The organism is Psychroflexus salinarum (genome assembly GCF_042677225.1).
In the GTDB taxonomy this organism is placed as follows: domain Bacteria; phylum Bacteroidota; class Bacteroidia; order Flavobacteriales; family Flavobacteriaceae; genus Psychroflexus; species Psychroflexus salinarum.
The window spans coordinates 105,381-131,610 of record NZ_JBHTIV010000023.1 but is presented as its reverse complement, the minus strand read 5'-3'; the positions used below and the strand labels follow the sequence as shown (position 1 = coordinate 131,610).

Annotated in this window: 23 protein-coding genes; 12 read left to right on the top strand and 11 right to left on the bottom strand. The window is 33.9% G+C overall.

Annotation, left to right across the window (positions count from 1 at the left end; translation table 11 throughout):
* Positions 1-112: 112 nt before the first annotated feature.
* Genes ACFQ0R_RS12695 through ACFQ0R_RS12685 form a run of 3 tightly spaced genes read right to left on the bottom strand, consistent with a single transcriptional unit; the run spans position 113 to position 4,077 of the window.
* Positions 113-2,641, bottom strand: a complete 2,529-nt coding sequence (locus ACFQ0R_RS12695) for a TonB-dependent receptor plug domain-containing protein (RefSeq protein WP_379658749.1) — start codon at positions 2,639-2,641, stop codon at positions 113-115.
* Positions 2,628-3,512 carry a FecR family protein gene (locus tag ACFQ0R_RS12690; protein ID WP_379658748.1) on the bottom strand — a complete coding sequence of 295 codons (885 nt, stop codon included), beginning with the start codon at positions 3,510-3,512 and terminating at the stop codon, positions 2,628-2,630. Before ACFQ0R_RS12690 ends, ACFQ0R_RS12695 begins: the two co-directional genes overlap by 14 nt.
* 43 nt (positions 3,513-3,555) lie before the next feature.
* Entirely contained in the window at positions 3,556-4,077 is a 522-nt protein-coding gene (locus ACFQ0R_RS12685) for an RNA polymerase sigma factor (RefSeq protein ID WP_379658747.1), read from the bottom strand.
* 126 nt (positions 4,078-4,203) lie between these two features.
* Between ACFQ0R_RS12685 and ACFQ0R_RS12680 the strand changes: the two genes are divergently transcribed.
* Together ACFQ0R_RS12680 and ACFQ0R_RS12675 are read left to right on the top strand one after the other, a co-directional pair.
* The gene (locus ACFQ0R_RS12680) at positions 4,204-5,247 is read left to right on the top strand and encodes a hypothetical protein (RefSeq protein ID WP_379658746.1); all 1,044 of its coding nucleotides are present in this window, start codon (positions 4,204-4,206) and stop codon (positions 5,245-5,247) included.
* Positions 5,248-5,258: 11 nt separating this feature from the next.
* Complete coding sequence (locus ACFQ0R_RS12675) at positions 5,259-5,492, top strand: hypothetical protein (RefSeq protein ID WP_379658745.1); 234 nt, start codon at positions 5,259-5,261, stop codon at positions 5,490-5,492.
* A gap of 774 nt (positions 5,493-6,266) precedes the next feature.
* On the opposite strand, the gene ACFQ0R_RS12670 is transcribed toward ACFQ0R_RS12675, so the two are convergent.
* From ACFQ0R_RS12670 to ACFQ0R_RS12660, 3 genes are all read right to left on the bottom strand, one after another.
* A complete protein-coding gene (locus ACFQ0R_RS12670; protein WP_379658744.1) occupies positions 6,267-7,244 on the bottom strand; it encodes a hypothetical protein in 978 nt (325 codons plus the stop codon).
* 72 nt (positions 7,245-7,316) lie between these two features.
* On the bottom strand, positions 7,317-9,809 hold the full coding sequence (locus ACFQ0R_RS12665; RefSeq protein WP_379658743.1) for a DUF5686 and carboxypeptidase-like regulatory domain-containing protein: 2,493 nt from the start codon (positions 9,807-9,809) through the stop codon (positions 7,317-7,319).
* Between the two features lie 65 nt (positions 9,810-9,874).
* Positions 9,875-10,852: a pyruvate dehydrogenase complex E1 component subunit beta gene (locus ACFQ0R_RS12660; RefSeq protein WP_379658742.1), complete on the bottom strand. Its 978-nt coding sequence runs from the start codon at positions 10,850-10,852 to the stop codon at positions 9,875-9,877.
* A gap of 155 nt (positions 10,853-11,007) precedes the next feature.
* Between ACFQ0R_RS12660 and ACFQ0R_RS12655 the strand changes: the two genes are divergently transcribed.
* From ACFQ0R_RS12655 to ACFQ0R_RS12625, 7 genes are all read left to right on the top strand, one after another.
* On the top strand, positions 11,008-11,754 hold the full coding sequence (locus tag ACFQ0R_RS12655) for an electron transfer flavoprotein subunit beta/FixA family protein (protein WP_379658741.1): 747 nt from the start codon (positions 11,008-11,010) through the stop codon (positions 11,752-11,754).
* A 17-nt stretch (positions 11,755-11,771) separates the two neighbouring features.
* The gene (locus ACFQ0R_RS12650) at positions 11,772-12,740 is read left to right on the top strand and encodes an electron transfer flavoprotein subunit alpha/FixB family protein (protein ID WP_379658740.1); all 969 of its coding nucleotides are present in this window, start codon (positions 11,772-11,774) and stop codon (positions 12,738-12,740) included.
* An 88-nt stretch (positions 12,741-12,828) separates the two neighbouring features.
* Positions 12,829-13,446, top strand: coding sequence for a bifunctional nuclease family protein (locus ACFQ0R_RS12645; RefSeq protein WP_379658739.1), 618 nt, complete (start codon positions 12,829-12,831; stop codon positions 13,444-13,446).
* 3 nt (positions 13,447-13,449) lie between these two features.
* Positions 13,450-15,147 (top strand): NupC/NupG family nucleoside CNT transporter, encoded by a 1,698-nt coding sequence (locus ACFQ0R_RS12640; protein ID WP_379658738.1) that lies wholly within the window; start codon positions 13,450-13,452, stop codon positions 15,145-15,147.
* Positions 15,148-15,267: 120 nt separating this feature from the next.
* On the top strand, positions 15,268-16,092 hold the full coding sequence (locus tag ACFQ0R_RS12635) for a thymidylate synthase (protein WP_379658737.1): 825 nt from the start codon (positions 15,268-15,270) through the stop codon (positions 16,090-16,092).
* A 74-nt stretch (positions 16,093-16,166) separates the two neighbouring features.
* The gene (egtB, locus tag ACFQ0R_RS12630) at positions 16,167-17,309 is read left to right on the top strand and encodes an ergothioneine biosynthesis protein EgtB (protein WP_379658736.1); all 1,143 of its coding nucleotides are present in this window, start codon (positions 16,167-16,169) and stop codon (positions 17,307-17,309) included.
* Positions 17,310-17,324: 15 nt separating this feature from the next.
* Positions 17,325-18,293, top strand: a complete 969-nt coding sequence (locus ACFQ0R_RS12625) for an L-histidine N(alpha)-methyltransferase (protein WP_379658735.1) — start codon at positions 17,325-17,327, stop codon at positions 18,291-18,293.
* On the opposite strand, the gene ACFQ0R_RS12620 is transcribed toward ACFQ0R_RS12625, so the two are convergent.
* Complete coding sequence (locus ACFQ0R_RS12620; RefSeq protein ID WP_379658734.1) at positions 18,290-19,384, bottom strand: aminotransferase class V-fold PLP-dependent enzyme; 1,095 nt, start codon at positions 19,382-19,384, stop codon at positions 18,290-18,292. The genes ACFQ0R_RS12625 and ACFQ0R_RS12620 overlap by 4 nt on opposite strands.
* A gap of 44 nt (positions 19,385-19,428) precedes the next feature.
* Between ACFQ0R_RS12620 and ACFQ0R_RS12615 the strand changes: the two genes are divergently transcribed.
* The 3 genes from ACFQ0R_RS12615 to ACFQ0R_RS12605 all read left to right on the top strand — a co-directional run bounded on the left by ACFQ0R_RS12615 (position 19,429) and on the right by ACFQ0R_RS12605 (position 21,613).
* A complete protein-coding gene (locus ACFQ0R_RS12615) occupies positions 19,429-19,818 on the top strand; it encodes a 2TM domain-containing protein (protein WP_379658733.1) in 390 nt (129 codons plus the stop codon).
* An 11-nt stretch (positions 19,819-19,829) separates the two neighbouring features.
* A complete protein-coding gene (locus tag ACFQ0R_RS12610) occupies positions 19,830-20,318 on the top strand; it encodes a dihydrofolate reductase (RefSeq protein WP_379658732.1) in 489 nt (162 codons plus the stop codon).
* Positions 20,319-20,440: 122 nt separating this feature from the next.
* On the top strand, positions 20,441-21,613 hold the full coding sequence (locus tag ACFQ0R_RS12605; protein WP_379658731.1) for a hypothetical protein: 1,173 nt from the start codon (positions 20,441-20,443) through the stop codon (positions 21,611-21,613).
* A 3-nt stretch (positions 21,614-21,616) separates the two neighbouring features.
* On the opposite strand, the gene ACFQ0R_RS12600 is transcribed toward ACFQ0R_RS12605, so the two are convergent.
* The 4 genes from ACFQ0R_RS12600 to ACFQ0R_RS12585 form a co-directional block, all read right to left on the bottom strand.
* Positions 21,617-22,099 carry a glutathione peroxidase gene (locus ACFQ0R_RS12600; protein ID WP_379658730.1) on the bottom strand — a complete coding sequence of 161 codons (483 nt, stop codon included), beginning with the start codon at positions 22,097-22,099 and terminating at the stop codon, positions 21,617-21,619.
* A 46-nt stretch (positions 22,100-22,145) separates the two neighbouring features.
* Positions 22,146-22,712 (bottom strand): TlpA family protein disulfide reductase, encoded by a 567-nt coding sequence (locus ACFQ0R_RS12595; RefSeq protein ID WP_379658729.1) that lies wholly within the window; start codon positions 22,710-22,712, stop codon positions 22,146-22,148.
* Between the two features lie 66 nt (positions 22,713-22,778).
* Positions 22,779-25,046 (bottom strand): aconitate hydratase, encoded by a 2,268-nt coding sequence (locus ACFQ0R_RS12590; protein ID WP_379658728.1) that lies wholly within the window; start codon positions 25,044-25,046, stop codon positions 22,779-22,781.
* 229 nt (positions 25,047-25,275) lie between these two features.
* On the bottom strand, positions 25,276-26,229 hold the full coding sequence (locus ACFQ0R_RS12585) for an AAA family ATPase (protein WP_379658727.1): 954 nt from the start codon (positions 26,227-26,229) through the stop codon (positions 25,276-25,278).
* Position 26,230 lies beyond the last annotated feature (1 nt).

Below are 26,230 nucleotides of genomic sequence, written 5' to 3'. Positions count from 1 at the left end.
AATCCGAAATTAAAGAGGAGCTCTAGTTTTATTCTGAAATAATTGATGAACTGAAGAATGCTCTAGATGAACGGTATTTAATTCAGAAGAAACTGAAAATCCTGTCTAATTCCTAAAACTGAAATGAAATAAAAGCATTGGGTGTCAACTCAAGGCTTTTGATTCTAACATTTTCCACAGATGTATTGGAGTTGTCTAGTCTAAAGAATTGCTGTGTGATATTGCTGGTATTAAACAAATTCAAAATACTGAAACCAGTCTTTATTGAAGAATTGGAAAGTTGAAATTGGTAAGTAGCGGTAAAATTGATTTGCAGATAATCCTCGAGATTACTTTCGTTGGGATCTAAAAAATTGAGTCGCGGGTTGGTTTCGGGTGTTAAGATAGGATTTTCAGAATCTAACTCAGTAGTTGGTCGTCCTGCAAAATAGCGACCACCAAGTGAGATTTTTAATTGATCTGTTGTATAACTTGTCCCAAAAGCTGAACTCTGAGTAATCTCTAAATTATTGGCAAATTGCTGAGGATTGAAATCAGTGAAATCATAGGTATTATCCATTACAGAAAAATTGAACCAAAAATTAAAATCATTGACTCGCTTTTGAACCAATATCTCTGCTCCCGTTACTTCATAATCTCCATTGATTTGCAAGAATTCTAGTTGATTTTGGAATCCCTGACTCCCAGATGAAATTCCTTCAACTATTTTGTGGTATAAACTCCCTTGTAACAACCAACCTCTTTTATTGAAATTAAAACCGGCCTCAATTTGTTGATTGTTTATAATTGGAAAGTTTTCTTCGTCAGCAAGAATCCAGCGTCTTTTCTCTACGCCCAGAAAATCCTGTTGCTGATCGATAACTTGTGTAAGTGTTTGATTTTTGATTTCACCAAGTAAATTCCAACGCCAATAACGACTTACTTGGTAACTAAAATTTATTCGTGGCTCTAACCTTAAATCATCAAAACCTGAGTAATAATTAGCTCGAATTCCTATACGAGTCATTATTTTTTCATTTTTGGAATTATACGTTAGCTCACTAATTCCAGAATAAGTTCTAAGCACTTCTTTTTCTCTGATTATGACTTCTGGTGAGGTAACTTCATTATTGTTCCTAACTCCTACTTCACTGAATTGAAATCCATTACTGTAAGTAAAAAGCTCTGAAAGTTGGTAGGAATCTCTAAGGCTAAATTTAAGATCTACAACTTGGTTGGTTTGCAACAATTCTTGGCTGGACAGCACAGATTGATTAAATGCTTCCAATTCATACAAGGAAGCATTAAAAGCAAACGAGGAAGAATGTTTATCACTCCAGTCGGTTTTATAGTTTAAATTGGCTAGAAAATTACTTTGCTTAAAATCGTTACGTTTTTGTTCTAAAGTTGATTCTAAAACTTCATCAAATGTTAGTTCATTTTGTATTGCTAAAACATCCAAATTTAACTTATCTCCGGAGTCAAATTCATAATCGTATTGGAGCGACGCATCAAAAAATTGTAACTCTTGCTGAGTTGTAATCCTGTTATCATTGCCCTGAAGAAGATCTTGAATTTCGGTATTCTGAAAAACTTTGTCAGTAAATCCGCTATAAGTTGGAGATTCCCAAACATCTGTCAACGATCGCCTTAACGCAACTTGAAGGTTGGATCTGTTATTCAATTCAAACATTGCGGAAGCATTTGCACTTAAAAAATCTAATTGCAAAGTGCGATTAAATTCTTGAGAATGTTCTCTTGAAGAAATATCAATTACAGAAGAAACGCCTTCATTATAAAAAGCAGAGCTTCCATTTTTAATGACTTTGATTTCATGATTTACCAATGGATTTATTGCTGAAATCATCCCGAAAAAATGACCCGTTTGGTACATCCTTGAGCCATTCCACAATACAAGATTTTGATCGTGAGTTCCACCACGAACATTTATTTGAGCAATAGTTTCTTCAGTATTTACAATTCCAGGAACATATTGTAAACTATGCAAAACATCGGCATTGATAAGACCTGGCAAAACTCCAAAATCTTGAGGAATTATTTTCAAGCTATTATCGGAGTTCAGAGAAATACCTTTGGTTAAATATTCCTTTATCAACACCTCATCAAGTTCAATTTCTGGATACAGATAGAAAGTTTTGCAGGATTCTGTATTTTGTATTGGAGAATTTATGCCAGTATCGTAATAATTCGGATGAGCAAATTTAAGTTGTAATACATCTATAGATTCATCGATAAAAATTTTACCGAAAGTATTGGAGTATCCTAATTTTTGTTTATTAAACCTTACTTCTACACCAGTTATAGATTTGCTTGTTGTAGCGTCATAAAAACTCAGGCAATTAAGAGTACTGAAGTAATTTACAGAAATACTGGTTTCTGAAATGAATGTAAATTCTACAGTAAGCTGCTGACTTATAAAATCTAACACTTCTTCTAATGAAAAAACGCTAGGAGGCCTCAACACTTCAAGGTTTTCTAAATCCTCGTATAAATAATTGAAGCTAACCTCGTGCTCATCCTCCAATTCATTCAACAAGACAGCAAGCTCAATCTTATCTAAAGATTGAGCTTGAAGGTTGTAGCCTATTAAAATCAGAAAAACTACAAAAAATATGTTTGTATTAAATTCACTCTTGAACATCGTCAACAAAAATAAATTTATTTTCGTTGGTGACTGAGAAATTCATTTGATAAGTTTTGCTCAAAATCTCTAAAGCAAGGGATAAGCTATCCGAAGGCAATGTTCCTGTAAAACTCTTATCTTCAGTTACTTTTGATATATCTACTTCTATTTGATAATCTTTTTCTAACTGATGCATTACTTCTGTGAGGCTTACACTTTTAAATTGATGAGTTTTCGACACCCATTCTGGCTTTTCATTGTAGACATTACTCTGCTCAATTTTTTCGCCATTTTGATAAGTTATAAACTGACCTTTCTGAAGTGTATTTTTTTCATTTTTAAAAATAACGTTTACAGAACCTTCGTAACATATAACTTTAAAAATTGAATCTCTTGATTTTACATCAAAGCGAGTTCCTAGAACCTTTACTTTTCCAAAATTAGTTTTGACAGTGAAGGTTTTTCCTTTAGCTACTTCAAAGTAGGCCTGCCCCTTAAGTTTAGTTGTCCTGTCAAAATTCCAAAACCAATTATTAAATTGAAACTTACTATTTTGAGCCAAAATAACTTTTGAATCATCTGGTAATAAAACAGTTTGCTGAGAGTTGATTTGCGAAGTAAAATCTTTAACTGATAATATAAAGACTAATGAAGAAATACCAACAATCAATAAAATAGAGGCTGCAATAGACCAATTAAATTTTTTCTTTTGGTTGCTTTGTCGATCTTTTAATTCCTCAAATACTTCCGCTTTTTTGAAATTTGGTTTTTCAAATTGAGCTGAATAATATTTGATTTTTTTAAGCGTATCAAAACCATCAGTATCTTTTAAAGACTGATCATCCACTTTATTGTCAAGCCAGTCGGCTAAATTGTATTTTTTTTTCATCGGATTATATTCTATAACTATAACACCTCAATCTTGTCCTACCCTACTTAAATGCTTCAATTTTTTCTCGAAGACTTTCGAGAGCTTTTTGCATTCGTTTCTCAACTGCTTTTACGCTTATATTCAAGATCTCTGCAATTTCTTTATAAGATTTTTTATCAATACGGTGAAGTAAAAAGGCAATTCTTTGCTTTTCTGATAAATCTTGAATTGCTCTCTCTAGTTTAATTTTAAACTCTTCCTCTTCCATTTTATAATCTGGACTTTGCCTGTCTTCCGTTTGTTGAGGAACTGTCTTAGCATAATTAAGAACTACTTTTTTATGCTTGTATCTGTTTAGTGACAAATTGTTGGCAATAGTATATAAATAGGATTTAGCCTTCGCATAGGGAACTTTTCTACAATTTTCCCATAGCTTTATAAAGGCCTCTTGGACAGACTCTTCAGCCATCTCTTGATTTCCAAATTTGTAATAGAAATAATTGTTTATAACTTCAGAATAAGTATTGTAAATACGTTCATAAACTTTTTCTTCGCAGACATTATCGACAAGCTGTTTTTCCATAGGCTAAATATGCAATACTCTAGACACATATAAAACAATTTAATATAAATTTTCCCTATCTCATACTTAGGGTAAAATGAAATTTGTTTGTTATATGTAAGAAGGTTTTTAATAAATTTACAAACGATGAAACATTTTTACCTAATAGTATTAATATTCCTGTTCGCTAGCTGCCAAGACGAAGAATTGTTTGAACAAGTTGAAAACAGCACTACTTTATCCAGCCAGAGTGAGTTGAGTAAACTTATAGCTAGACTCACCCAAAATCCAACAGCTTTTGATGATTTTATAGACAACTCTAATAGTCTAAGTCTTGAATTCCCTTTTGAGGTGACTGTCAATTCTGAAACTACATTTAGTTTAACTCAGCTTTCAGACTATCAACCTCTCATTGATGAATTATCCTCTCAAACTGAAGATTACACCATTACGATAAACTATCCTGTGGATGTTTCCTTACCTAATTACGAATTGGTCCCGATTCAAAATCAAGCTGAATTTGATGCGGTAAATGCTAGCGTAGAGGGAAGTTCTGAGATCAATTGTTTAGAGTATAATTACCCTTTAAATGTGAATATTTTTGATGCAGATAATGCGGTTACCATTAGAAAAACAGTAGGTAACAGAGCTCAACTTTTCAACTTAATACAAAATCTTAGACAAAATAATAGTTTTTACCAAATCGTATATCCAATAAATATTTCTGTTAATGGGAATATTCAATCTATATCATCTAATTTAGACCTGAACTCTGCTATTGAGAATCTTCCTACAGAATGTTTCAATCCTACTCTTTTAAATAATAACAACTTTTCCAGATTGCAGCAATTTATTACTTTCATAACTTCAGGGCAGTTTATAATTATCAATTTTGTTGATGATGGAAATAATGAAACTCTTATATATGAAGATTATAGATTTACATTCGATACGAATAATACAATTTTGGCGGAAAACATAATTAACGGCAATACGTTCACAGGAGTTTGGTTTGCTGAAATTGATGAAGATGAATTCATTTTTGACATAGACTTTCAAGAAAGCGATATTTTGGATGAACTCGATGAAGACTGGCTCATTGAAGCTTTTGCAAATCCAAATAAAATTGAATTGTTGGATAAAGACGATGATACCGGAGAAGAGAGCCTATTAATTTTTGAAAAGATTTAAACTAATAAAATATGGATGAAAAAGAAAAGCCCTCTCAAGAGGACCTTAAAGCAAAATTGAAAATATTGAATGCAATTTTCTATGCCATTTTTATTATATGGATTATCTTTTTAGGTTTTATTATTTCAAGACTTATTACTGGTGATGAAACCACAACCCTATTCATAGGAACGATTCCTATTGTTGCGATACTCATTATCTTAAGCCAGATTAAATCTAAGGTCAAAAAAGAGATAGAACACTAGATTGGATTTAAAAACTAATCAAAACTGCTTCCTGATAGATTGGGAAGCAGTTTTTTTTATTCTCAAAAATTAAACTGATGTGTAGGTATAATGTTAGTAAAGCAAACACGCACTTTTCAACAAAATAAAATGGATAAAGATGCTACTGAAAGATTATTAAAAACTACTCTAGTGGTAGAAAAAGCTGGGAAGCATAGATCTTCCTGAATGATATAGGCTTCAGACCAATTCAAAAGACGAGAATATTATGTAGACGGAAGTGAATTATTGTTTCACTGCCGTTACGTTTTAATAAAAGACCTCCATTTTTGGCTAAGTAAGATCATAAAGGATAACAGGAATATATCATTCGATAAGATATTTAAATTACATTACAGCTATTATAGATAAAGACTATGCTCATCTTGATAAAAATTACGCTAAGATTACCAATACTCTTAAAATAGAAGAATACTACAAATTATTTGAACTCATTGTAGCTGCCACCATATCTTGGGAAAAGAGAATGAACTGACAGAGCAACTCAAAAAAAATCCCTTCCAGAGATGAATTCAAATTGTGAATGATAAATGATTAAAAACATGTAAATTCATCAAACCCTTCAGGTGAAAACGAAGCTCAAAGCACCTCTTTTAAGTTTGTACAATCAAAAGGCAACTATCTTGATAATTCAAGAGAACAGAGTTAAATTCGGAAGAAATTCTCAAAACTATAAACAAAAAAATCTCTGCTACAATTGTAGCAGAGATTTTAAAATTGAGACCTAAACTTTAATTAGTCATCTAAAAGATCTACGTAATCTTTTATAGCATTTTTAATTCTATTAGCCAACTGATTGTTGCCGTCATTGTCTTCCGGACTAATTTCTATAGTTCCATTTCCATTTTCATCTTTAGCGTTAGAAAGATCTATCAGGTTGAAAACAGATACTAAATCAAATTCGAAAACTACTGTATTGTTATTGTCTTCTGTAATGACAAGGTTTTGACCTGCATCTTCGTAGTCTACTTCGAAATCTTCACTGAATGTATGGAAAAATTCAAAAGGTGTTCCAGAAATCGTTCCTCTCATCAAGATTGACTTTTGGTATAAGTCGCTTGTTGGGTTATTACTTCTGTCCATTTCAAATTCGACTTCTTCATATTCCCCAACTGGAATTTCTACTTCTACTACAGTCACCTCACCAGAACTTAAGTTAAGCTCAAACGGACCTCTAAGTTCGAATTCATCATCAGAATCAAATCTGTCATCATCTTCTTCGTCTTCAATTTCACATCCTTCATCATCAGGATCTATAGCATACACGCTAAAGTCTTCTTTGAAATAAATTTCAGTTCCACTTTGTAATTCGATTTCGTATCTGTAAGGATCTTCATCCTCGTCATCATCTTCCAATTCACCTTTACAAAAAGGATCGTTAGGATAATTCTCATCTAGATAATCTACAATTTCATTTGGCAACTCTTCAAAAGAAAGATTATCATCGTCGTCATCAGAACTACCAGATGAATTACTAGGTATTCCAAAGCCATCTGCGAAATCAAATTCGATATTTTTGATATTAATCAAAAATTCTGATACTTCTACATTTTCTGCTTTTGCCTGGCTTGAAGCACCAGAAGCTGTAGCTTTAATCTCCAGGTTGGATTTTGGTACGTTTCCCGTATTAGGATCTGTACTTGAGTCGTCTGAAGAGCAAGAAAATAGAAGTGCTATTCCTAAAATTCCTGCTATCGGTTTTAAAATTTTCATAGTGTAATTGTTTTTGTGTTCATTTATAAAACAACACTAAGAAAATCTACCCTACGTTTAATTTGATTTTTTTTAAAAACTGAACCCAAAGCCACCTGTGACTCCAAATTTTCTAGCTCCTGGAATATCGTTATAATTTCCTCTGAAATGAAAGTCTATTCTCAATATTCTAAATATATTATCCACACCTATACTATATGACCAATAAGGTTCCTGGTCTGGTGCCCTTAATATTGGATTTGTAAAAGAAGCGTTCAGTAATTGATTTTCTTCTGAAATACTTCCAGAAACTGCTCTAACGGAAATAATTTCTCTCAAATCCAATTCTCTTAAAAATGGTATCCTTGAAAAGAATCTACCGTTGAAATTATGTTCAAAATTGACACTTGCATAAGTATCTGTAACAAAATCATAGAAGTCTAGAAGAGGAAAAGTTCCTTGTATGGAGAACAAAGTTTGATTTCCTGGAACTATATCCAGCAAACTCAAAGGCACTTTACCAAAGGTTTTCCCAACTTCAATGCTAGAAACAAATTTACCAAACCCTCCTATTTGTATAGGTTGTCTATAATAGAACTGAAGTTTTTCGTAATCAAAGTCTGATGTAGTAATATTTCCTAAGCCTCTTGTATAATTAAGTAAAAATTCTGGATATTTATCTGTATTTACCGTAACTCTTTCAACACCATAACCTGTTGTTTCACGACCTGGTGAAAACTGGGCTACTGTGGAAATTTCCACTTGTTCTGTAACAGACTTAGTCTCTGTCCTTTCAGGATTAGAGAAATAATCAAGGCTAAACTGATCTGAAGCAGATTCCAAAATCTTAAAGTTCCCTTCAAACCTTAAATTGAAGTTTTTGAAAGCTTCAAAACTTAATGAAAAGCTAGTAAGATTGATATTTGTAAGACTAGTATTGGAACCAACTGTAAGTACAGATGAAGATGCAAGATTCCTGCCCAACACATCTGCTGTATTAGTAAGACTAGCTCCAAGTTGCTCAACATCTCTTCGGTTTCCTCCAGCGATAATAAGTCTCATTTTTGGATCTATCATCCACTTTCCAGACAATCCATACTTAAACTTATCATCACCAAAGCCGTAAGCTAAAAAACCTTGTAATCTCCAAGTATCATTTTGAGTGAAATAGGTTCTTCCTCCTATTCTCAAACGGATTCCTTCTACTTCATTGTAACCGAAGGTTGAAAATACTGGTCCAAAATCCCAACCATCCTGCTCCCAATATCCAGTAGCCAAAATAGTCCCCACATTGTAAAGTCTTTTAAAAGCATCTACCGTTTGCAGAGTATCGAGCATTTTATAAACTTGACGTTCATCCTTATTCAGGTTTTCTTGTCTGTTTTGAGTCCAAAATTCATCATCTCTATTGTAAACTTGTTCGTTGAAAACATCTGGCTGATACTTGTAAAAGGCTTTTCCTTTGGGATTATCAAAAATATAATTGTCGTAAAGCGTTGTTCTTTTTCCATAGACACCCCTAGATTCTTCTTTTTTATTTATAGAAAAATCAGTCATAAATAAGTCTTTTGTAATTAAAAAAACAGAATCGTTAAGGACATCAAATTCTTGTTCTATATATACATCTTTTACCCAATTGATATTAGCTCCCTTGGACATTGAAAGGTTGATTTTCTTAATAGCCCATGTTGTATCATTCACCCAGAAATCACCTTTGAAATTCAGTTCTCCTTTACGCCTAGGATAAAACACAATATTGTAGCACCATTTATCTTTGATGTAAGTGCTATCGGTAAGAACGTAATTATAGTTATCAACTCCAGTTGTAGATAAAGGGCTTACAAAGCTTTTACTGAAAAACTTCAGGTAATTGTCGTAAATATTGTAGTCTGCATAGAGGTCTTTTATAAATGCAATAAGATTTTGATTATTATTAAACCCTGAGTTTTTATTCCCAAGTAGGATTTCCTTTTCAGTATCAAGAACATTACTGCCATATACTTTGGAAGCTGCTTCATTTAAAAATATTGGCAAGTATGTTTTGCCAGTAACATTATTAGTATCCAAATCATCAAAAATGAATGCCATACCATTAAAAATTCTGGAGTTTATAAGAGAACTATCTATGGTGTTAAGGTCAAATTCAAGTTTTTCGTATTTGTCAAATTGATATTGATCAAACTTCCTGATACCATTTTCTCGTTTATTTTCCCAAATTTTCTTGAGGATATCCACAGCAGGATTATTTTTTTTTGAAGTTTTTCCACTGTAAACAATCACTTCACTTAATTCCGAAGAATTTTCTTTAAGTTGTACTTCTATATTATAAGTAGATTTTTCTTCAAGAGGTAACTTTAGATTTTCAAAGCCCATGAAAGAAAACTCTAATACTGAATATGTTTTATTGGACTCAAGATAAAATTTCCCATTTTCATCGGATATTGTACCTTCAGATGAATTTTCAAAAAAAACATTTACGTAGGGTATAGGATTTCCACTAGTGTCTTTAACATAACCACTAACTTTGGTTTGAGCAAAAGACGATAATGCCAGAAGCAGGAATATGAAGGATAAAATATTTTTCATTAAATAAAAAAAAGCTTCAAATGCAATCTTATACAAATGAAGCTTATTATTTGAGTTGATATATGTTAAATATATAATACTTTTTTCACCGCTTTCACAACATCTTTACTATTTGGCAACCATTCTTCTAGCAGAACGGGAGAGTAAGGTGTTGGGGTATCAGCTGTGTTCAATTTTACGATTGGTGCATCCAAGTAATCAAATGCTTCGTTTTGAACTTTATAAGTAATTTCTGTAGCAACATTCCCAAAAGGCCATGCCTCCTCTAAAATCACAAGTCTGTTAGTTTTCTTTACAGATTTAAGGATTGCTTCGTAATCTAAAGGACGTACTGTTCTGATATCAATAATCTCACAAGAGATGTCTTCTTTTTCCAGCTCCTCTGCTGCTTTATAAGCTTCCTTTATGATTTTTCCAAAAGAAACAATAGTCACATCTGTACCTTCTCTTTTTATATCTGCCTTACCTAATGGAATGGTATATTCTTCTTCAGGAACTTCTCCTTTATCCCCATACATCTGCTCACTTTCCATGAAAATAACTGGATCGTTATCTCTTATAGCTGACTTCAAAAGACCTTTAGCGTCATAAGGATTTGAAGGAACAACAACCTTGAGGCCCGGAGTGTTGGCGAACCAACTTTCAAAAGCCTGCGAGTGAGTAGCTCCCAACTGTCCTGCCGAAGCCGTTGGGCCTCTAAAAACAATAGGAATATTGAATTGCCCACCAGACATTTGTCTCATCTTGGCAGCATTATTTATGATTTGGTCAATCCCAACCAAAGAAAAATTGAAAGTCATAAATTCTATGATTGGTCGATTACCATTCATTGCCGACCCAATCCCAATTCCTGAAAAACCTAACTCAGAAATTGGAGTATCTATAACTCTCTTTTCCCCAAACTCATCTAACATTCCTTTGGAAGCTTTATAAGCGCCATTGTATTCTGCTACTTCTTCACCCATCAAGTATATAGATTCATCAGCTCGCATTTCTTCACTCATTGCTTCTACAATAGCTTCTCTAAATTGAATTGTCCTCATTTATGTGTATTTACTTTTATTAAAAAGAAAACACAAAAATAGCAATTCAAATTTCTTTATACCATAATAAACTTGTAAAAATTTTATTATGCATGCATAGTATTTTTGTCTTAAAACTACTATATTTGTAAAGTTCAAGAAAAAAAATCGAAATCATGAAAATATTAGTATGTATTAGTCACGTTCCTGATACGACTTCGAAGATCAATTTTGCAGAAAATGATACAAAATTTGATACTACAGGAGTTCAGTTTGTTATTAATCCAAACGATGAATTTGGATTAACAAGGGCAATGTGGTTTAAAGAAAAACAAGGAGCTTCTGTTGATGTTGTAACAGTTGGAGGAAAAGAAACTGAACCTACTATAAGAAAAGCTTTAGCGATAGGAGCTGACACTGCTCATAGAGTTGATACAGAACCACTTGATGGCTTTCAAGTAGCTAAAGAACTAGCTAAAGTTGCTAAGGATGGTGAGTATGATTTAATTATTGCAGGAAGAGAATCAATTGACTATAATGGCGGTATGGTTCCTGGAATGCTAGCAAAATTAATCGGTGCTAATTTCATAAATACTTGTGTTAGCCTTGAGGTTGAAGGTGATACTGCCACTGCTATAAGAGAAATAGACGGAGGTAAAGAAACTTTAAAATCTTCATTACCACTAGTTATCGGAGGACAAAAGGGCCTTGTTGAAGAAAGCGATCTTAAAATCCCAAATATGAGAGGAATTATGATGGCTAGAAAAAAACCGCTTAATGTCGTTGAACCGTCTTCAGCAGAAACATTAACTGTATCAAAAAGTTTCAGAAAACCAAAACCTAAAGGAGAAATCACTATGGTGGATGCGGATAACTTAGATAGATTAATAGACTTGCTCCATAACGAAGCAAAAGCTATATAACTTAAAAAATAATATTTATGTCAGTTTTAGTATATACAGAATCAGAAAATGCCAAGCTTAAAAAAGCAGCTTTTGAAGTTGCTTCTTATGCCAAAGGAATTGCAGACTTAATGGGAACTAGCGTCACGGCTGTTACTGTTAATGCAGAAAACGTTGAAGAGCTAAAAAACTACGGAGTAGAAAAAGTTTTGAAAGTGTCTAATGACAAACTTTCGAAATTTAATGCAGATGCTTACGCCGAAGTAATTACTCAAGCAACCAAAAAAGAAGAGGCTAAAGTTGTGGTTGTTAGTCAAAGTGCTAATGCTAAATACTTAGCCCCTTTACTTTCAGTAAATCTAGAAGCTGGATACACTTCCAATGTGGTATCCCTTCCAAATCTAGATGAAGGTTTTATAGTGGAGAGAACAGCTTTCACTAACAAAGCATTCAATATGACTTCAATCTCTACGGATATAAAAGTTTTGGGATTATCTAGTAATTCTTTTGGACTTAAAGAAAATGAAGTATCAATTTCAGAAGAAGATTTTTCTCCAGAACTTTCAGACAATAATTTTGGAATCGATGTTGAATCTGTCGATAAAAATAAAGACAAGGTGAGTATTGCAGATGCTGAAGTTGTAGTTTCTGCTGGCCGTGGAATGAAAGGACCTGAGAACTGGGAAATGATTGAAGAACTTGCAGATGTTCTTAACGCGGCTACAGCATGTTCTAAACCAGTAAGTGATATGGGTTGGAGACCACACAGTGAACACGTAGGACAAACAGGTAAGCCTGTCGCAACCAATTTATACATCGCAATAGGTATATCTGGTGCGATCCAACATCTGGCTGGTATCAGTGCTTCTAAAAATAAAGTTGTCATTAATACAGACCCGGAAGCTCCATTTTTTAAAGCAGCTGATTATGGAATTGTAGGTGATGCTTTTGAAGTAGTTCCTGAATTGATTGAAAAACTAAAGGAATTTAAGGCGAATAACTCATAATTTTTATAAATTGTGCCCTTATTAAGGGCGGTCTAATATTTAAGCAGCTCTTAAATTTAGACCGCCTTTTTTTTCAATATATTATAGTATGAGCTTAGCTAGACTTAGCATAAAAGGAATTTCTTACAGCCAAACCCAAAATGGAGCTTACGCCTTACTTTTGAGTGATATGGATAGTGACAGGCAACTGCCTATTGTTATTGGCGCTTTTGAAGCACAATCGATAGCGATAGCATTAGAAAAAGAAATCAAACCTCCTCGCCCGCTTACACATGATTTATTCAAAACCTTTTCTGATAGGTTTCAAATTTTGATAAAGCAGGTCATCATACATAAGCTTGTAGATGGCATTTTTTACTCTAGCCTTATTTGCGAAAGAGATGGCATTGAAGAAACTATAGATGCGAGAACAAGCGACGCTATAGCTTTAGCATTAAGATTTGATGCTCCAATTTTCACTTACAAGAATATTTTAGATAAAGCTGGAATTTATCTCAGTGATAAAAATCAAGACGCAGATATTTACAGCACAGATAATCTTGAAAATACTGGAGATAGTAAAATGGATGAAAAAAAATCTTCCTTTAAAAGTGAGTTTAGCCAAATGACTACAAAAAAACTAAACGAACTTTTAGAAAAAGCTGTAAATGACGAAGACTATGAAAGAGCAGCTAAAATTCGTGATGAAATTTCTAAACGAAGCTAAAGAATGAAAAACATTACCTGGGCACTGTTAATGTGCCTTCCCACTCTACTTTTTTCTCAATCATTTCAAGGTAATTGGAAAATAGAATTAGAACAAAATCAAGATTCAACTTTTTATTTTGAGGATCAACAAGTTATTAGTTTTCAAGATTCTTTATTTAGCATCAAACATGCTCAGAAAGAACTTATCTATGAAGGTAACTTCCAAGTAAACAATGATACGTTAGAACTTATTCCAAACTTAAGAGCTTTAGATAGAACCAAGTTTGCCATCCAGTTCACTTCTGACTCTTTATTTACATTATCCTCAAAAGCATTTCAACTTCGACTGAAGAAACAAAATACCAAAATTTACAATGCTTCTGATGATGAGTTAAACTCGAAAGTAATTATAGCAAACCAAAATTTCAGCTTCAATAGTTTATGGAGGGGAGTTTTAGGTATGTTTACCCTTCTTCTGATAGCCTTTATTCTAAGCAAGAATAAAAAGGCAATTAATTGGAAAACAGTAGGTTTTGGCTTGCTTGCTCAATTGATTTTGGCTATTGGTGTTTTGAAAATACCATTTGTACAATCAGCCTTTGAGTTTGTAGGCAATATTTTTGTGAAAATACTAGATTTTACAGCAGCGGGATCTGAGTTTCTTCTTGGTGACTTAATGGATACGAGTACTTACGGTTATATTTTTGTATTTCAGATTCTTCCGACTATCATTTTCTTTTCAGCTTTAACCTCTATTCTTTTTTATCTTGGGATCATACAAAAAATTGTGAGTGGTTTAGCTTGGGTACTTTCAAAATTGTTAGGAATATCTGGAGCAGAAAGCTTGAGTGTGGCAGGAAATATATTCCTGGGCCAAACTGAGGCTCCTCTTATGATAAAAGCTTATCTAGAACGAATGACACGTTCAGAAATACTATTGGTCATGATTGGTGGTATGGCTACTGTTGCTGGAGGGGTTCTGGCGGCCTACATTGGTTTCCTTGGTGGCGATGATCCTATAATGAGACTAGCATTTGCAAAACACCTTCTAGCTGCTTCTGTTATGGCAGCTCCTGGTGCTATTGTTATTTCAAAGATCTTATACCCTCAACAAGAAAAAGTAAATACTAATGTTGAAGTTTCTTCTGAAAAAATTGGATCAAATATTCTTGACGCCATAGCCAATGGAACTACTGAAGGTCTAAAACTAGCAGCCAATGTTGCTGCAATGCTGCTTGTTTTTGTAGCTTTAATTGCTTTTATAAATTACGGGTTTGAAAAGATAGGAGAATTAACAAGTCTAAACTCTCTCGTGGCTGAAAACACACCTTATGGTAAATTTTCTCTAGAGGCTATTTTAGGAATTATTTTCGCACCTTTAATGTGGTTAATCGGCGTGGCTAAAGAGGATGTCATGTTGATGGGACAACTTCTCGGTATCAAATTGGTAGCTAGTGAATTTGTAGGATACATCCAGCTTGCTGAACTTAAAAATACAGCAAACGTACTCAGCTTGAATTTTGAAAAATCAGTCATCATGGCAACTTATATGCTGTGTGGATTTGCAAACTTTGCCTCTATTGGTATTCAAATTGGTGGTATTGGCTCTTTAGCTCCTAGCCAACGAAAAACACTTTCGGAATTTGGCATGAGAGCTCTGATTGGTGGTACACTAGCCTCATTAATGTCGGCTACAATAGCTGGAATGATTATAGGCTAATACCTCTCAAAAAATATCATCAGACGAGTAGAAAATACAAAAATTAATTGGTGAATTCTCTTTGAAAATTTTCAAGTCTAATCAATAAAATTTCTATTTTTATACAACAAACCCAATTTTATGAAACAGTATCACGACCTTATTTCGCATATTCTTGAAAACGGAGTCCAAAAAGGAGACAGGACAGGTACTGGAACAAAAAGTGTGTTTGGTTACCAAATGAGGTTTGATCTTAACGAAGGTTTTCCTTTGGTGACAACTAAGAAAATTCATCTTAAATCTATCATTTATGAACTCCTATGGTTTCTTAAAGGTGACACCAACATTTCATATTTGAAGGAAAATGGGGTGAAAATCTGGAATGAATGGGCCAGTAAAAATGGAGATTTAGGCCCTGTGTACGGCCAACAATGGAGAAACTGGAATTCTGAAGACATTGACCAAATTTCAGAATTAATTCACACGTTAAAAACCAATCCCAATAGCCGAAGAATGATGGTTTCTGCCTGGAATCCTAGCGTGATGCCGGATACTTCAAAATCTTTTGAGACTAATGTAGCCAATGGAAAAGCAGCACTCCCTCCTTGTCATGCTTTTTTTCAATTTTATGTCGCCAATGGAAAACTATCTTGTCAGCTGTACCAGAGAAGTGCGGATGTATTTTTGGGTGTTCCTTTCAATATTGCTTCTTACGCTTTATTTACTATGATGGTGGCACAGGTTTGCGACTTAAAATTAGGTGATTTCATTCATACTTTTGGCGACGCTCATATTTACAATAATCACTTTGAACAGGTTGAACTTCAACTATCAAGAAGTCCTAGACCATTACCGATAATGAAATTAAATCCAGGGGTGAAGTCGATTTTTGAATTTGAATTTGATGACTTTAAATTAGAAAATTATGATCCTCATCCTCACATCAAAGGGAAGGTAGCAATTTAAACTTTGGTTAATTCTTTATTTAGACCCATCTCAACTACATATTTTTTTAGTATTTTAAAAATATAATCAATTTCATGATTCAAGAATTCATTAAAACGAGAGCATATTCAGAAGAACTTTGCAAGCCTTTACAAACCGAAGACTTTGTCATTCAACCTGTTGAATTTGTTTCTCCAACTAAATGGCACTTAGCCCACACCACTTGGTTTTTTGAAGTGTTTGTTTTAACCAAATTCAAAAAAGGCTACAAGCTTTACAATAAAAACTTTCCTTACCTCTTCAATAGTTATTATGAAGCCAAAGGAGATAGAGTAATGAGGGCTCATCGCGGAAATTTATCTCGACCAACTGTAGATGAGATTTTCAGGTATAGGACTTATGTTACTAAAGCTTTGAAAGAACTACTTGAAACTTCAGAAGAAAAAGAACTTTTGAAATTGGTTGAAATTGGTATTCATCATGAAAAGCAACATCAGGAATTACTCCTGATGGACATCAAATATTGTTTTGGCCATAATCCACTTTATCCTATTTATAAGAGTGATTTTGATGAAAAATCTTCTGAAGATTCACAACAAAGATGGTTAAGTATTGAGGAAGGCCTGTTTGAAATAGGTCATCAGGAAAAAGGATTTTGTTATGACAATGAAACCAAAGCTCACAAAGTCTTCTTACAGAAATTTGAAATAAGTAATCGTTTGGTCACAAACGGAGAGTTTTTAGAATTTATAAATGATGGCGGCTATAAAAAACCCTTGCTATGGCATGCTGAAGCTTGGGACTGGATACAAAATGAAAAAATAGAACACCCTCTATATTGGCAAAAAACCAAAGAAGGCTGGAAAGAATTTCACTTATCCGGTCTAGAAAAATTAAATCAAAATCATGTTTTAAGTCACGTCTCTTATTTTGAAGCATCTGCATTTGCCCAATGGAAAGGATACAGACTTCCTACAGAATTTGAATGGGAAGTATCACAAGACCAATTCTCTTGGGGGAATCGCTGGGAATGGACCGAAAGTGCTTATCTGCCTTATCCCAATTACGAAAAAGCACCTGGAGCACTTGGAGAATACAATGGGAAGTTTATGGTTAATCAAAAAGTACTTCGCGGCGGTTCGGCTTTTACCTCAGGCGATCATACTAGAAAAACATACAGAAATTTTTTTCATCCTCATATGAGATGGCAACAAAACGGCGTAAGGCTAGCAAAATAATTCGACAAACACTACATGGAACCTACAACAAAACCAACCACCTATACTGCATTTGAAAAGGATGTCATCTCAGGGCTTACTGAGTATCCAAAGCATTTGTCCTCCAAGTTTATTTATGATAAGAAAGGAGATAAATTATTTCAGGAAATCATGGCTATGCCAGAGTATTATTTAACTGAATGTGAATATGACATCCTAAAAAATCAGTCCGCAGCTATTGCTGAAAAATTCAGTCTTAAAAACGGGTTTGATTTGATAGAATTGGGTGCTGGCGATGGCAAAAAAACAAAGCTCCTTTTAAATCATTTATCTGACATTAAGGCTAATTTCACTTATTTGCCTGTAGATATTAGTCAGAATGTGCTAGACGAGCTTGGGACTGCTTTACAAAATGAATTTCCCAAAGTTGATTTTGAACTTCTACAAGGAAGCTACTTTGATGTGTTAAATCAGTTGTCCAGTTATAATAAAAGACAAAAAGTGATTTTGGTCTTAGGGTCAAACATCGGGAATTTGATGCATAAAGATGCTATAGATTTTCTGAAAAAGATTCAAAATAATATGTCTCCAGAAGATCTGCTTTTTATGGGATTTGATCAAAAGAAGTATCCTCAAACTGTACTCGATGCCTATAATGACCCCAACGGTATCACAGAAGCTTTTAACAAAAATCTATTAGAAAGAATTAATCGTGAACTGGATGGTAATTTTGATCTTGATGCCTTTTTTCATTGGGAAACTTACGATCCTGAAACAGGAACAGCTAAGAGCTTTTTGGTTAGTAAAGCCGCACAAGAGGTGAGAATAAACAAACTAAATCTTAACATCAACTTTAAATCATGGGAAACCATCCATACAGAAATCTCTCAAAAATATGATGATGAAACTGTAGAATGGTTAGCATCAAAAGCAAACCTAGGTATTGATAAAGTTTTTGAAAGTGAAAATGGATTTTATAAAAATTATGCGTTTAAGAAACTTTAGCTCTTAAGTTCTTTCACAGCTTCTAGCAAAGCATCCAAGTCATTTCTAGTGTTGAAATACTGAAAACCTACACGTATTCTTCCACCTCTAAAAGCGGAGAGGATTCCTCTAGCTTTCAGTTCATCCACAAGGCTTTGATCACCTTTAATACTAAATATATTTTGATGAGAGTGTTTATCTATAATTGTAGTATCTAATAAATTCAGTTTCAAAAATTCTGATTTTGCGAGTTTTGATAACTCTTTGATTTTTGACTCTATAAATTCTATACCAAGAGTTTTATAGTGATATTCTAAAGCAAATTTTAATCTGGCTACAGCTATCACATCGTAATGACCAGGTTCTAAAAAACCTACAGGTCTTGGTTTCCCATCTGGTTTGGCTGTAAGCGAATTACTTCCGATAGTTTTGAACTCATATTTTTCCAAAAAACTCGATTTCATTAGGAAAAATGCGTTTCCTAAGCCCGCGTTAAGCCATTTATAACCACTGGTTCCAAACACATCAAATGGAGAATCTCCAAAATCAAAAGCTTCACTACCACAATATTGAGTCGCATCCGCAATGAAATTGATGTTAGGAAATTCTTCTTTTAGTAGTTCTAAAGCTCTTAAGTCTAATTGCATCCCACTTATATATTGGGTCATGCTGAATATGAAAAAATCTGGATTGACTTCAGCAAATTTTTGCTTCAAGTTTTCATATAAGTTCAGGTTGATATCAACTTCAAAAACATTGAAGTTTCTGGACTTCACAGGCAAATTGACTGAAGGATAATCTTGAGCAAGTAAAACGATCTTGGACTGCTCAGGGAGATCATTTAATATAAGATTGAGTCCTGTTGAAAAGTTATTCAAAAGACCAATAGCATCAAGCTTAGCATTATAGATTTCAGCAATAAGATGTTTAGTTTCCTCGACTATAGATTCTTCATAATCATTACTAAATAGACTTCCTCTCAATCTATAATCTTCTTCAAGTTCATGTATTTTAGACTGGACGCTTGATGGTATGATTCCAGTAAAAGGAGTATTGAGATAAGTATAAGATGAAATGATTGGAAACTCTTTTTTTAAGCTTGTTATAGACATGTAAGTAAAAGTATTAGTAAATTTGAACTCCTAATATACTTAAAATGGATACGAAAAAAACGATTGACCCAGAGATTAGAGAACTTTATGAAAATGCACATCAACGCATTAAACAGAAGAAAAAGTTGATGACTCATTTGGTATTTTTTATAGCTGGTGCTGTTATTTTTATTGTATTAAACGTAATTATAGGTTACAAATCTGAGTTCAAACCACTTGGGATGGATTGGTTTGTAACTGCTATACTCATCTGGTTGTTCTTTCTTATCGTCCATGCGATCAAAGTATTTATGGTTAATGAGTTGATGGGCAAAGAATGGGAGGAAAAACAAATGAATAGACTTGTAGAAAAACAGCTTGAAAAGGTGAGAAAACTTCAGAAGAAAGTGGATCAAAAACACCCCATAGAAACCGAAACACAAAAAAAAGATTAGAATACAAGCTTATGATAATAACGATGATTGCTGCTGCTGCAGAAAATAATGCCTTAGGCAAAAACAATGAATTAATATGGCATCTTCCAGATGACTTTAAGCGATTTAAAGCCATTACTTCTCATCACCACATTATCATGGGACGTAAAACTTTTGAAACATTCCCAAAATTATTACCCAACAGAAAGCACATCGTTATTACACGTCAGAAAGATTATAAAAGGGAGGGTGTCGAAGTTGTTCAAAGCCTACAGGACGCTCTAAAATTTAGTTCAGAAGAAAAGGAAGTGTTTATCATAGGTGGTGGTGAAATCTACAAACAAGCTCTGCCTTATGCTGATAAAATTGAACTGACACGAGTTCACGGCACTTTTGAAGCTGATGCTTTTTTTCCAGAAATCGATGAGTCGAAATGGAAGCTTATCCATTCTGAATACCATAGTAAAGATGAACGTCATAACTATGATTTCACTTATCTCACCTACATAAAACCTGCTTGAGAGCTTTATGATGAAGCTAATCCAAAATTAAATGCTAAAGTTTTTCTCTTATCTGTTAATCACTTCTTATAAATTTAAACTAAGTTATGTAAAAATTTAGTTTTGACGGATATTTTAATTTTATGAGAAAATATTATGTTTTTATTGGGTTATTGTCTTTGATAGTTAATACAAATACATCAGCTCAGGAAAAAGATTCTGATTCTAAAACGTTTGGCTTTCTTAAAGAGTACGTCAACAGAATAGTTAACGATACAGTTTCACAAGAGAAATCTCAATTCTTTACTTATCCCATCATAGGATATAGACCAGAAACAGGCATAGAGTTTGGAGCTGCTTCACTTTATATTTATTATGCTAATGAAGATACAGATAATCGTTTGAGTGAAATAAACAGCTATGGCTTCTTTACATTAAAATCTCAATTTGGGTTAAGAATTGATCACGCTATGTATTCAAATGAAGATAAGTGGTTCTTCCTGGGAGATCTTAATTTTGAAAAATTTCCTATCAAATATTACGGCATAGGAAATAAAGCCCCAGAAGAGAACATCGCTTTAGTAGATGCTACACAAATAAAAATAAGGGAGCGCGTCTTGAGAAGAATTGCTGAAAATTTTTATGTAGGACTGGAATCTGACTTTGTAAGTCTCAATAATGTAAACTTTGAAGATCCAGATAATAGAAATCAAAATGTTGATTTTACTCTTCCTTTTGGAGCAGAAGGAACTACAAACTTTGGACTTGGTGCTGGACTTATATACGACGAAAGAAGGAATGTCCTAAATGAGAGAAACGCTTTTTTTAGTGAAATCGCTTTTTTGGACTACAATACCTTTTGGGAAAGCAGTGTCGAGTTTAGTAGAATTGTTACAGATACTCGTTTTTTTAAATCGATCAACAAAAGAAACGTTCTGGCAATGCAACTTATCGGTGAATTCAATTTTGGAGGTGACGTTCCTTTTAATCAACTTTCACAAATGGGAGGGAAAAATATAATGAGAGGGTACTTTCGTGGTAGATTTCGTGATGAAAATCAAATCGCTGCACAAATTGAATATCGTATGCTACCCCTAGATCTTGGATTTTCTAACCGATTAGGAGCAACCGTATTTGCTAGTGCTGGAGACGTGTTTTCAAACTGGAATGAACTAGAAGCTAATGATATAAAATGGGCTACTGGTGCTGGTATAAGATTTTTATTATTTCAACAAAAAGATGTCTACTTGAGATTTGATTATGCTATCACTCCAGATGAAAATGGATTTTATATAGGTGTTGGAGAAGCTTTCTAAAATTTAACTATTAATCCAATCGACAATCTCTGGATCTAAGGGTGAGGTTTGTGGAGATACAACCTTTTCAAGTTCACCTTTTTCATTTAAAAGGTACTTTTGGAAATTCCATTCTACCTGACTATCCATCTTTTTGTTCCATGATTTATCTGTCAAAAAATGATATACATCGTGCTTATCCTCTCCTTTTACTTTGATTTTCCCCATCATCTGAAAAGACACACCATAATTTTCAACACAAAATTTTGAAATCTCCTGATCATTTCCTGGCTCCTGGGCCATGAAATCATTGCTGGGAAATCCTATAATCTTAAAGTTGGTGTCTTTATAAGTATCATATAGCTTTTGTAAATCCTCATATTGTGGTGTAAGACCACATTTTGAAGCTGTATTAACAACTATGACTTTATTCCCTTTTAAGGTTGAAAAATCAAAAGTTTCTCCTTTTATATCTGTGGCGACAAGCTGGTGTATACTGTTACTCATTTTTTTTATTCAAATGTAAAATAATCTCACTCCCTACCTTTGGTCTTTACTTTAATTTATCAAATGTTGCTCTTACTGTTTTGCTATACCAGTTGGCAGCTCCAGTCTTTTTAATGATAATTTTACCTTCAGCATCGATAAGAAAAGTAGTTGGCAAACTTGAGCTTTTCAGTAAATCAGGTGGGCTTGACAGGAAATAATACACTGGAAGATTATAATTTTCTTTTTCAAGAAAAGATCTAACCACCTTGGGTTCTTCCGAAGTGATGAAATAAAAGTCAACTTCATCTTTATAATCTGTAAACAGCTTTTGGAGATCTGGCATTTCTGCAATACAAGGCGCACACCATGTTGCCCAATAATTGACCAAGGATGGCTTTCCTTCAGATTGCGTAAAATTTACAGTTTTATTGTTTTCATTTTTGAAATACCATTCATAATCTTTTAAAGTTTCTCGATCTGTTTCGTCGATTTCAGTAGGACTAAAAGCAATTATCCGATTTAGAAACACCTGAATAGGCTGGCGAGTCTGAGGTATAACGACCAACAAAATCAATATTCCGAAAAGGATATTGCTCCAGTGTTTTTGTAAAAAATTCTTTTCTTTCGACATAGTAATTAAAATAAAAGAGCTATCTAATATTAGATAGCTCTTGTGAATATATTTAAAAATGATTTATTAAGCCTTGTTTTGCTTTTTAATCATATTTAATGCTGACCCTTCTTTAAACCAGCCAATCTGAGTATCATTATACGTATGATTAGCTTTAATAGTATCTTTAGATCCATCAGCATGAACAATTTCGATTGTCAATTGTTTGCCATCTGTGAAATCCTTAAGATCTATGAAGTTGAATGTATCATCTTCTTGGATTAGATCGTAATCGCTCTCATTGTCGAAAGTGATTCCTAACATTCCTTGTTTTTTCAAATTGGTTTCATGAATTCTTGCAAAAGATTTCACTAATACAACTCTTACACCAAGATGTCTTGGTTCCATAGCTGCGTGCTCTCTAGAAGAACCTTCACCATAGTTGTGGTCACCAACAACAACTGTAGGTATTCCTTCAGCTTTGTATGCACGTTGCGTTTTTGGTACGGCATCATACTTGCCATCCAACTGACTTTTTACAAAGTTAGTTTTCATGTTGAACGCATTAACTGCTCCTATCAAACAGTTATCTGAGATATTATCTAAATGACCTCTATATTTCAACCAAGGTCCTGCCATAGAAATGTGGTCTGTTGTACATTTCCCATGCGCTTTAATAAGTAATTTCGCACCCATTAAGTTTTCTCCATCCCATGGATCGAAAGGATCGAGTAATTGAATTCTATTTGAATCTGGACTCACTTTTATATTGATAGTACTTCCATCTGATTTAGGAGCTAGATAACCATTATCTTCTACATCAAAACCAAGTTCTGGTAATTCAATGCCTTGTGGAGCATCAAGCTTCACTTCTTCTCCGTCTTCATTAATCAATGTATCGTTCATAGGATCAAAATCCAATCGACCTGCAATCGCAATTGCAGCAACCATCTCTGGTGAACCTACAAATGCATGAGTGTTTGGATTTCCATCTGCACGTTTAGAAAAGTTTCTATTGAAAGAATGAACAATCGTGTTTTTCTCATCTCCTTTTCTATCACTTCTATCCCATTGACCAATACATGGACCGCAAGCGTTAGTGAATATAGTGGCACCTAAGTCTTCAAAAACTTTCAATAAACCATCACGTTCTGCAGTAAATCTTATCTGCTCAGAACCTGGGTTAATACCAAAATCAGATTTTGGTATTAATTTTTTGTCAACTGCTTGTTTAGCAATAGATGCAGCTCTTGTCAAATCTTCATAAGAAGAGTTGGTACAAGAACCAATAAGTCCCCAATCTACTTTGATTGGCCAATCGTTTTTCTTAGCCTTTTCTCCTAGTTCTCCCACTGGCGTTGCCAAATCTGGGGTAAAAGGACCATTAAGGTGAGGTCTAAGCGTACTTAAATCAATTTCAATAACTTGATCGAAATATTCTTCTGGGTTATCATAAACCTCTTGATCTCCGGTAAGGTGTTCTCTTATTTTATTAGCTTCATCTGCAATTTCATTTCTATCAGTTGCTCTTAGGAAACGCTCCATAGAGTCATCATAACCAAATGTAGAAGTAGTTGCTCCAATTTCTGCCCCCATGTTACAAATAGTACCTTTACCAGTACAAGAGAGGTTTTTAGCACCTTCGCCGAAATATTCAACAATACATCCAGTACCACCTTTTACAGTAAGGATTTCTGCAACTTTTAAGATAACATCTTTAGCAGCTGTCCAGCCTTGTGGCGCACCTGTTAATTTTACTCCAATTAACTTTGGAAACTTAAGTTCCCAAGGCATTCCTGCCATCACATCCACTGCATCTGCACCACCTACTCCAATAGCTACCATTCCTAATCCACCAGCGTTTACGGTGTGAGAATCCGTACCAATCATCATTCCTCCTGGGAAAGCGTAGTTTTCTAAAACCACCTGGTGAATAATCCCTGCACCTGGCTTCCAAAATCCAATTCCATATTTGCTAGAAACCGATTCTAAAAAGTCAAACACTTCGTTACTCGTTTCATTAGCTCTTTTCAAATCCTTTGCTGCGCCTTGTTTCGCTTGGATCAAGTGATCACAATGCACAGTTGTAGGAACGGCTACATTATCTTTTCCAGCTTGCATAAATTGCAGTAAAGCCATCTGTGCAGTCGCATCTTGACAGGCTATACGGTCTGGAGCAAAATCAACGTAATCTTTACCTCTTGTAAATTTTTGATTTGGTTTATTTTCCCATAAATGAGAATAAAGAATTTTTTCTGAAAGTGTAAGTGGTTTGCCAACGGCTTCACGAGCTTTTTCAACTCTTTCAGACATTTGGCTATACACTTTCTTTATCATATCGATATCAAAAGCCATAGTTTATATAATTTAGATTGCAAAAATAAGGTTTTTGCTTGAATTTAGAAAATATGTAAGATTAGAGCATGATCTCTAACAATATTTCACACTTATATCATTTTTAATAAACATAATTATCATATTTACATTTTTTACAAAACAAAATTGATAAATTGATAAAAACGAAAAAGAAATTAGTGAGATTTAGTCTCTCAAAAAAATAATTTAGACTGAGTATCAATAATTGTTATAACAGCTTGTTTATAACATCTTCTATTGAAATATTCTCGGCCTCAGCTTTATAGTTTCTTACAACACGGTGTCTCAAAATTGCTAAAGCCACTGCTTGAATATCTTCAATATCTGGTGAATACTTACCGCGTGTTGCAGCATGAGTTTTAGCTGCAAGGACTAAGTTTTGGGATGCCCTAGGCCCTGCTCCCCAATCTACGTAGGCATTTATAAATTCTGAACTTTCCTCTATATCAGGCCTAGTTTTACTCACTAAGCCTACTGCGTATTCTATAACATTATCTGCAATTGGCATTTTTCTAATCAACTTCTGAAGTTGAATAATTTCAGTAGCTGAAAACAAGGCTTCAATGTTAACCTCACGATTTTGAGTAGTAGCTTTTACAACATCCACTTCTTCCTGAAAGCTCGGATAACTCAAGTTAACCTCAAACATAAATCTGTCCAACTGAGCTTCCGGAAGTGGGTAGGTTCCTTCTTGCTCTATAGGGTTTTGTGTAGCTAATACGAAATATGGATTCGATAATAAGTAATTTTTGCCTCCAACAGTAACAGCCTTTTCCTGCATCGCTTCTAAAAGTGCTGCTTGTGTTTTTGGAGGAGTCCTGTTGATTTCATCTGCCAATAGAATATTAGTAAATACTGGACCTTTCAAAAACTTAAAAGATCTATTCTCATCAAGAATTTCTGAGCCTATAATATCACTTGGCATAAGGTCTGGCGTAAATTGAACTCTGGTAAAATCCAAACCAAGAGCTTGAGATATTGTATTTACCATTAAAGTCTTTGCCAAACCAGGAACTCCTACTAAAAGAGAATGACCTCCTGAAAATATAGATAACAGTAAGGTATCTACAACCTTATCTTGACCTACTATTACTTTAGCAATCTCAGATTTTAAGACTTTATACTTCTTTACAAACTCATCTAAATCAGCTACGTCCGACATA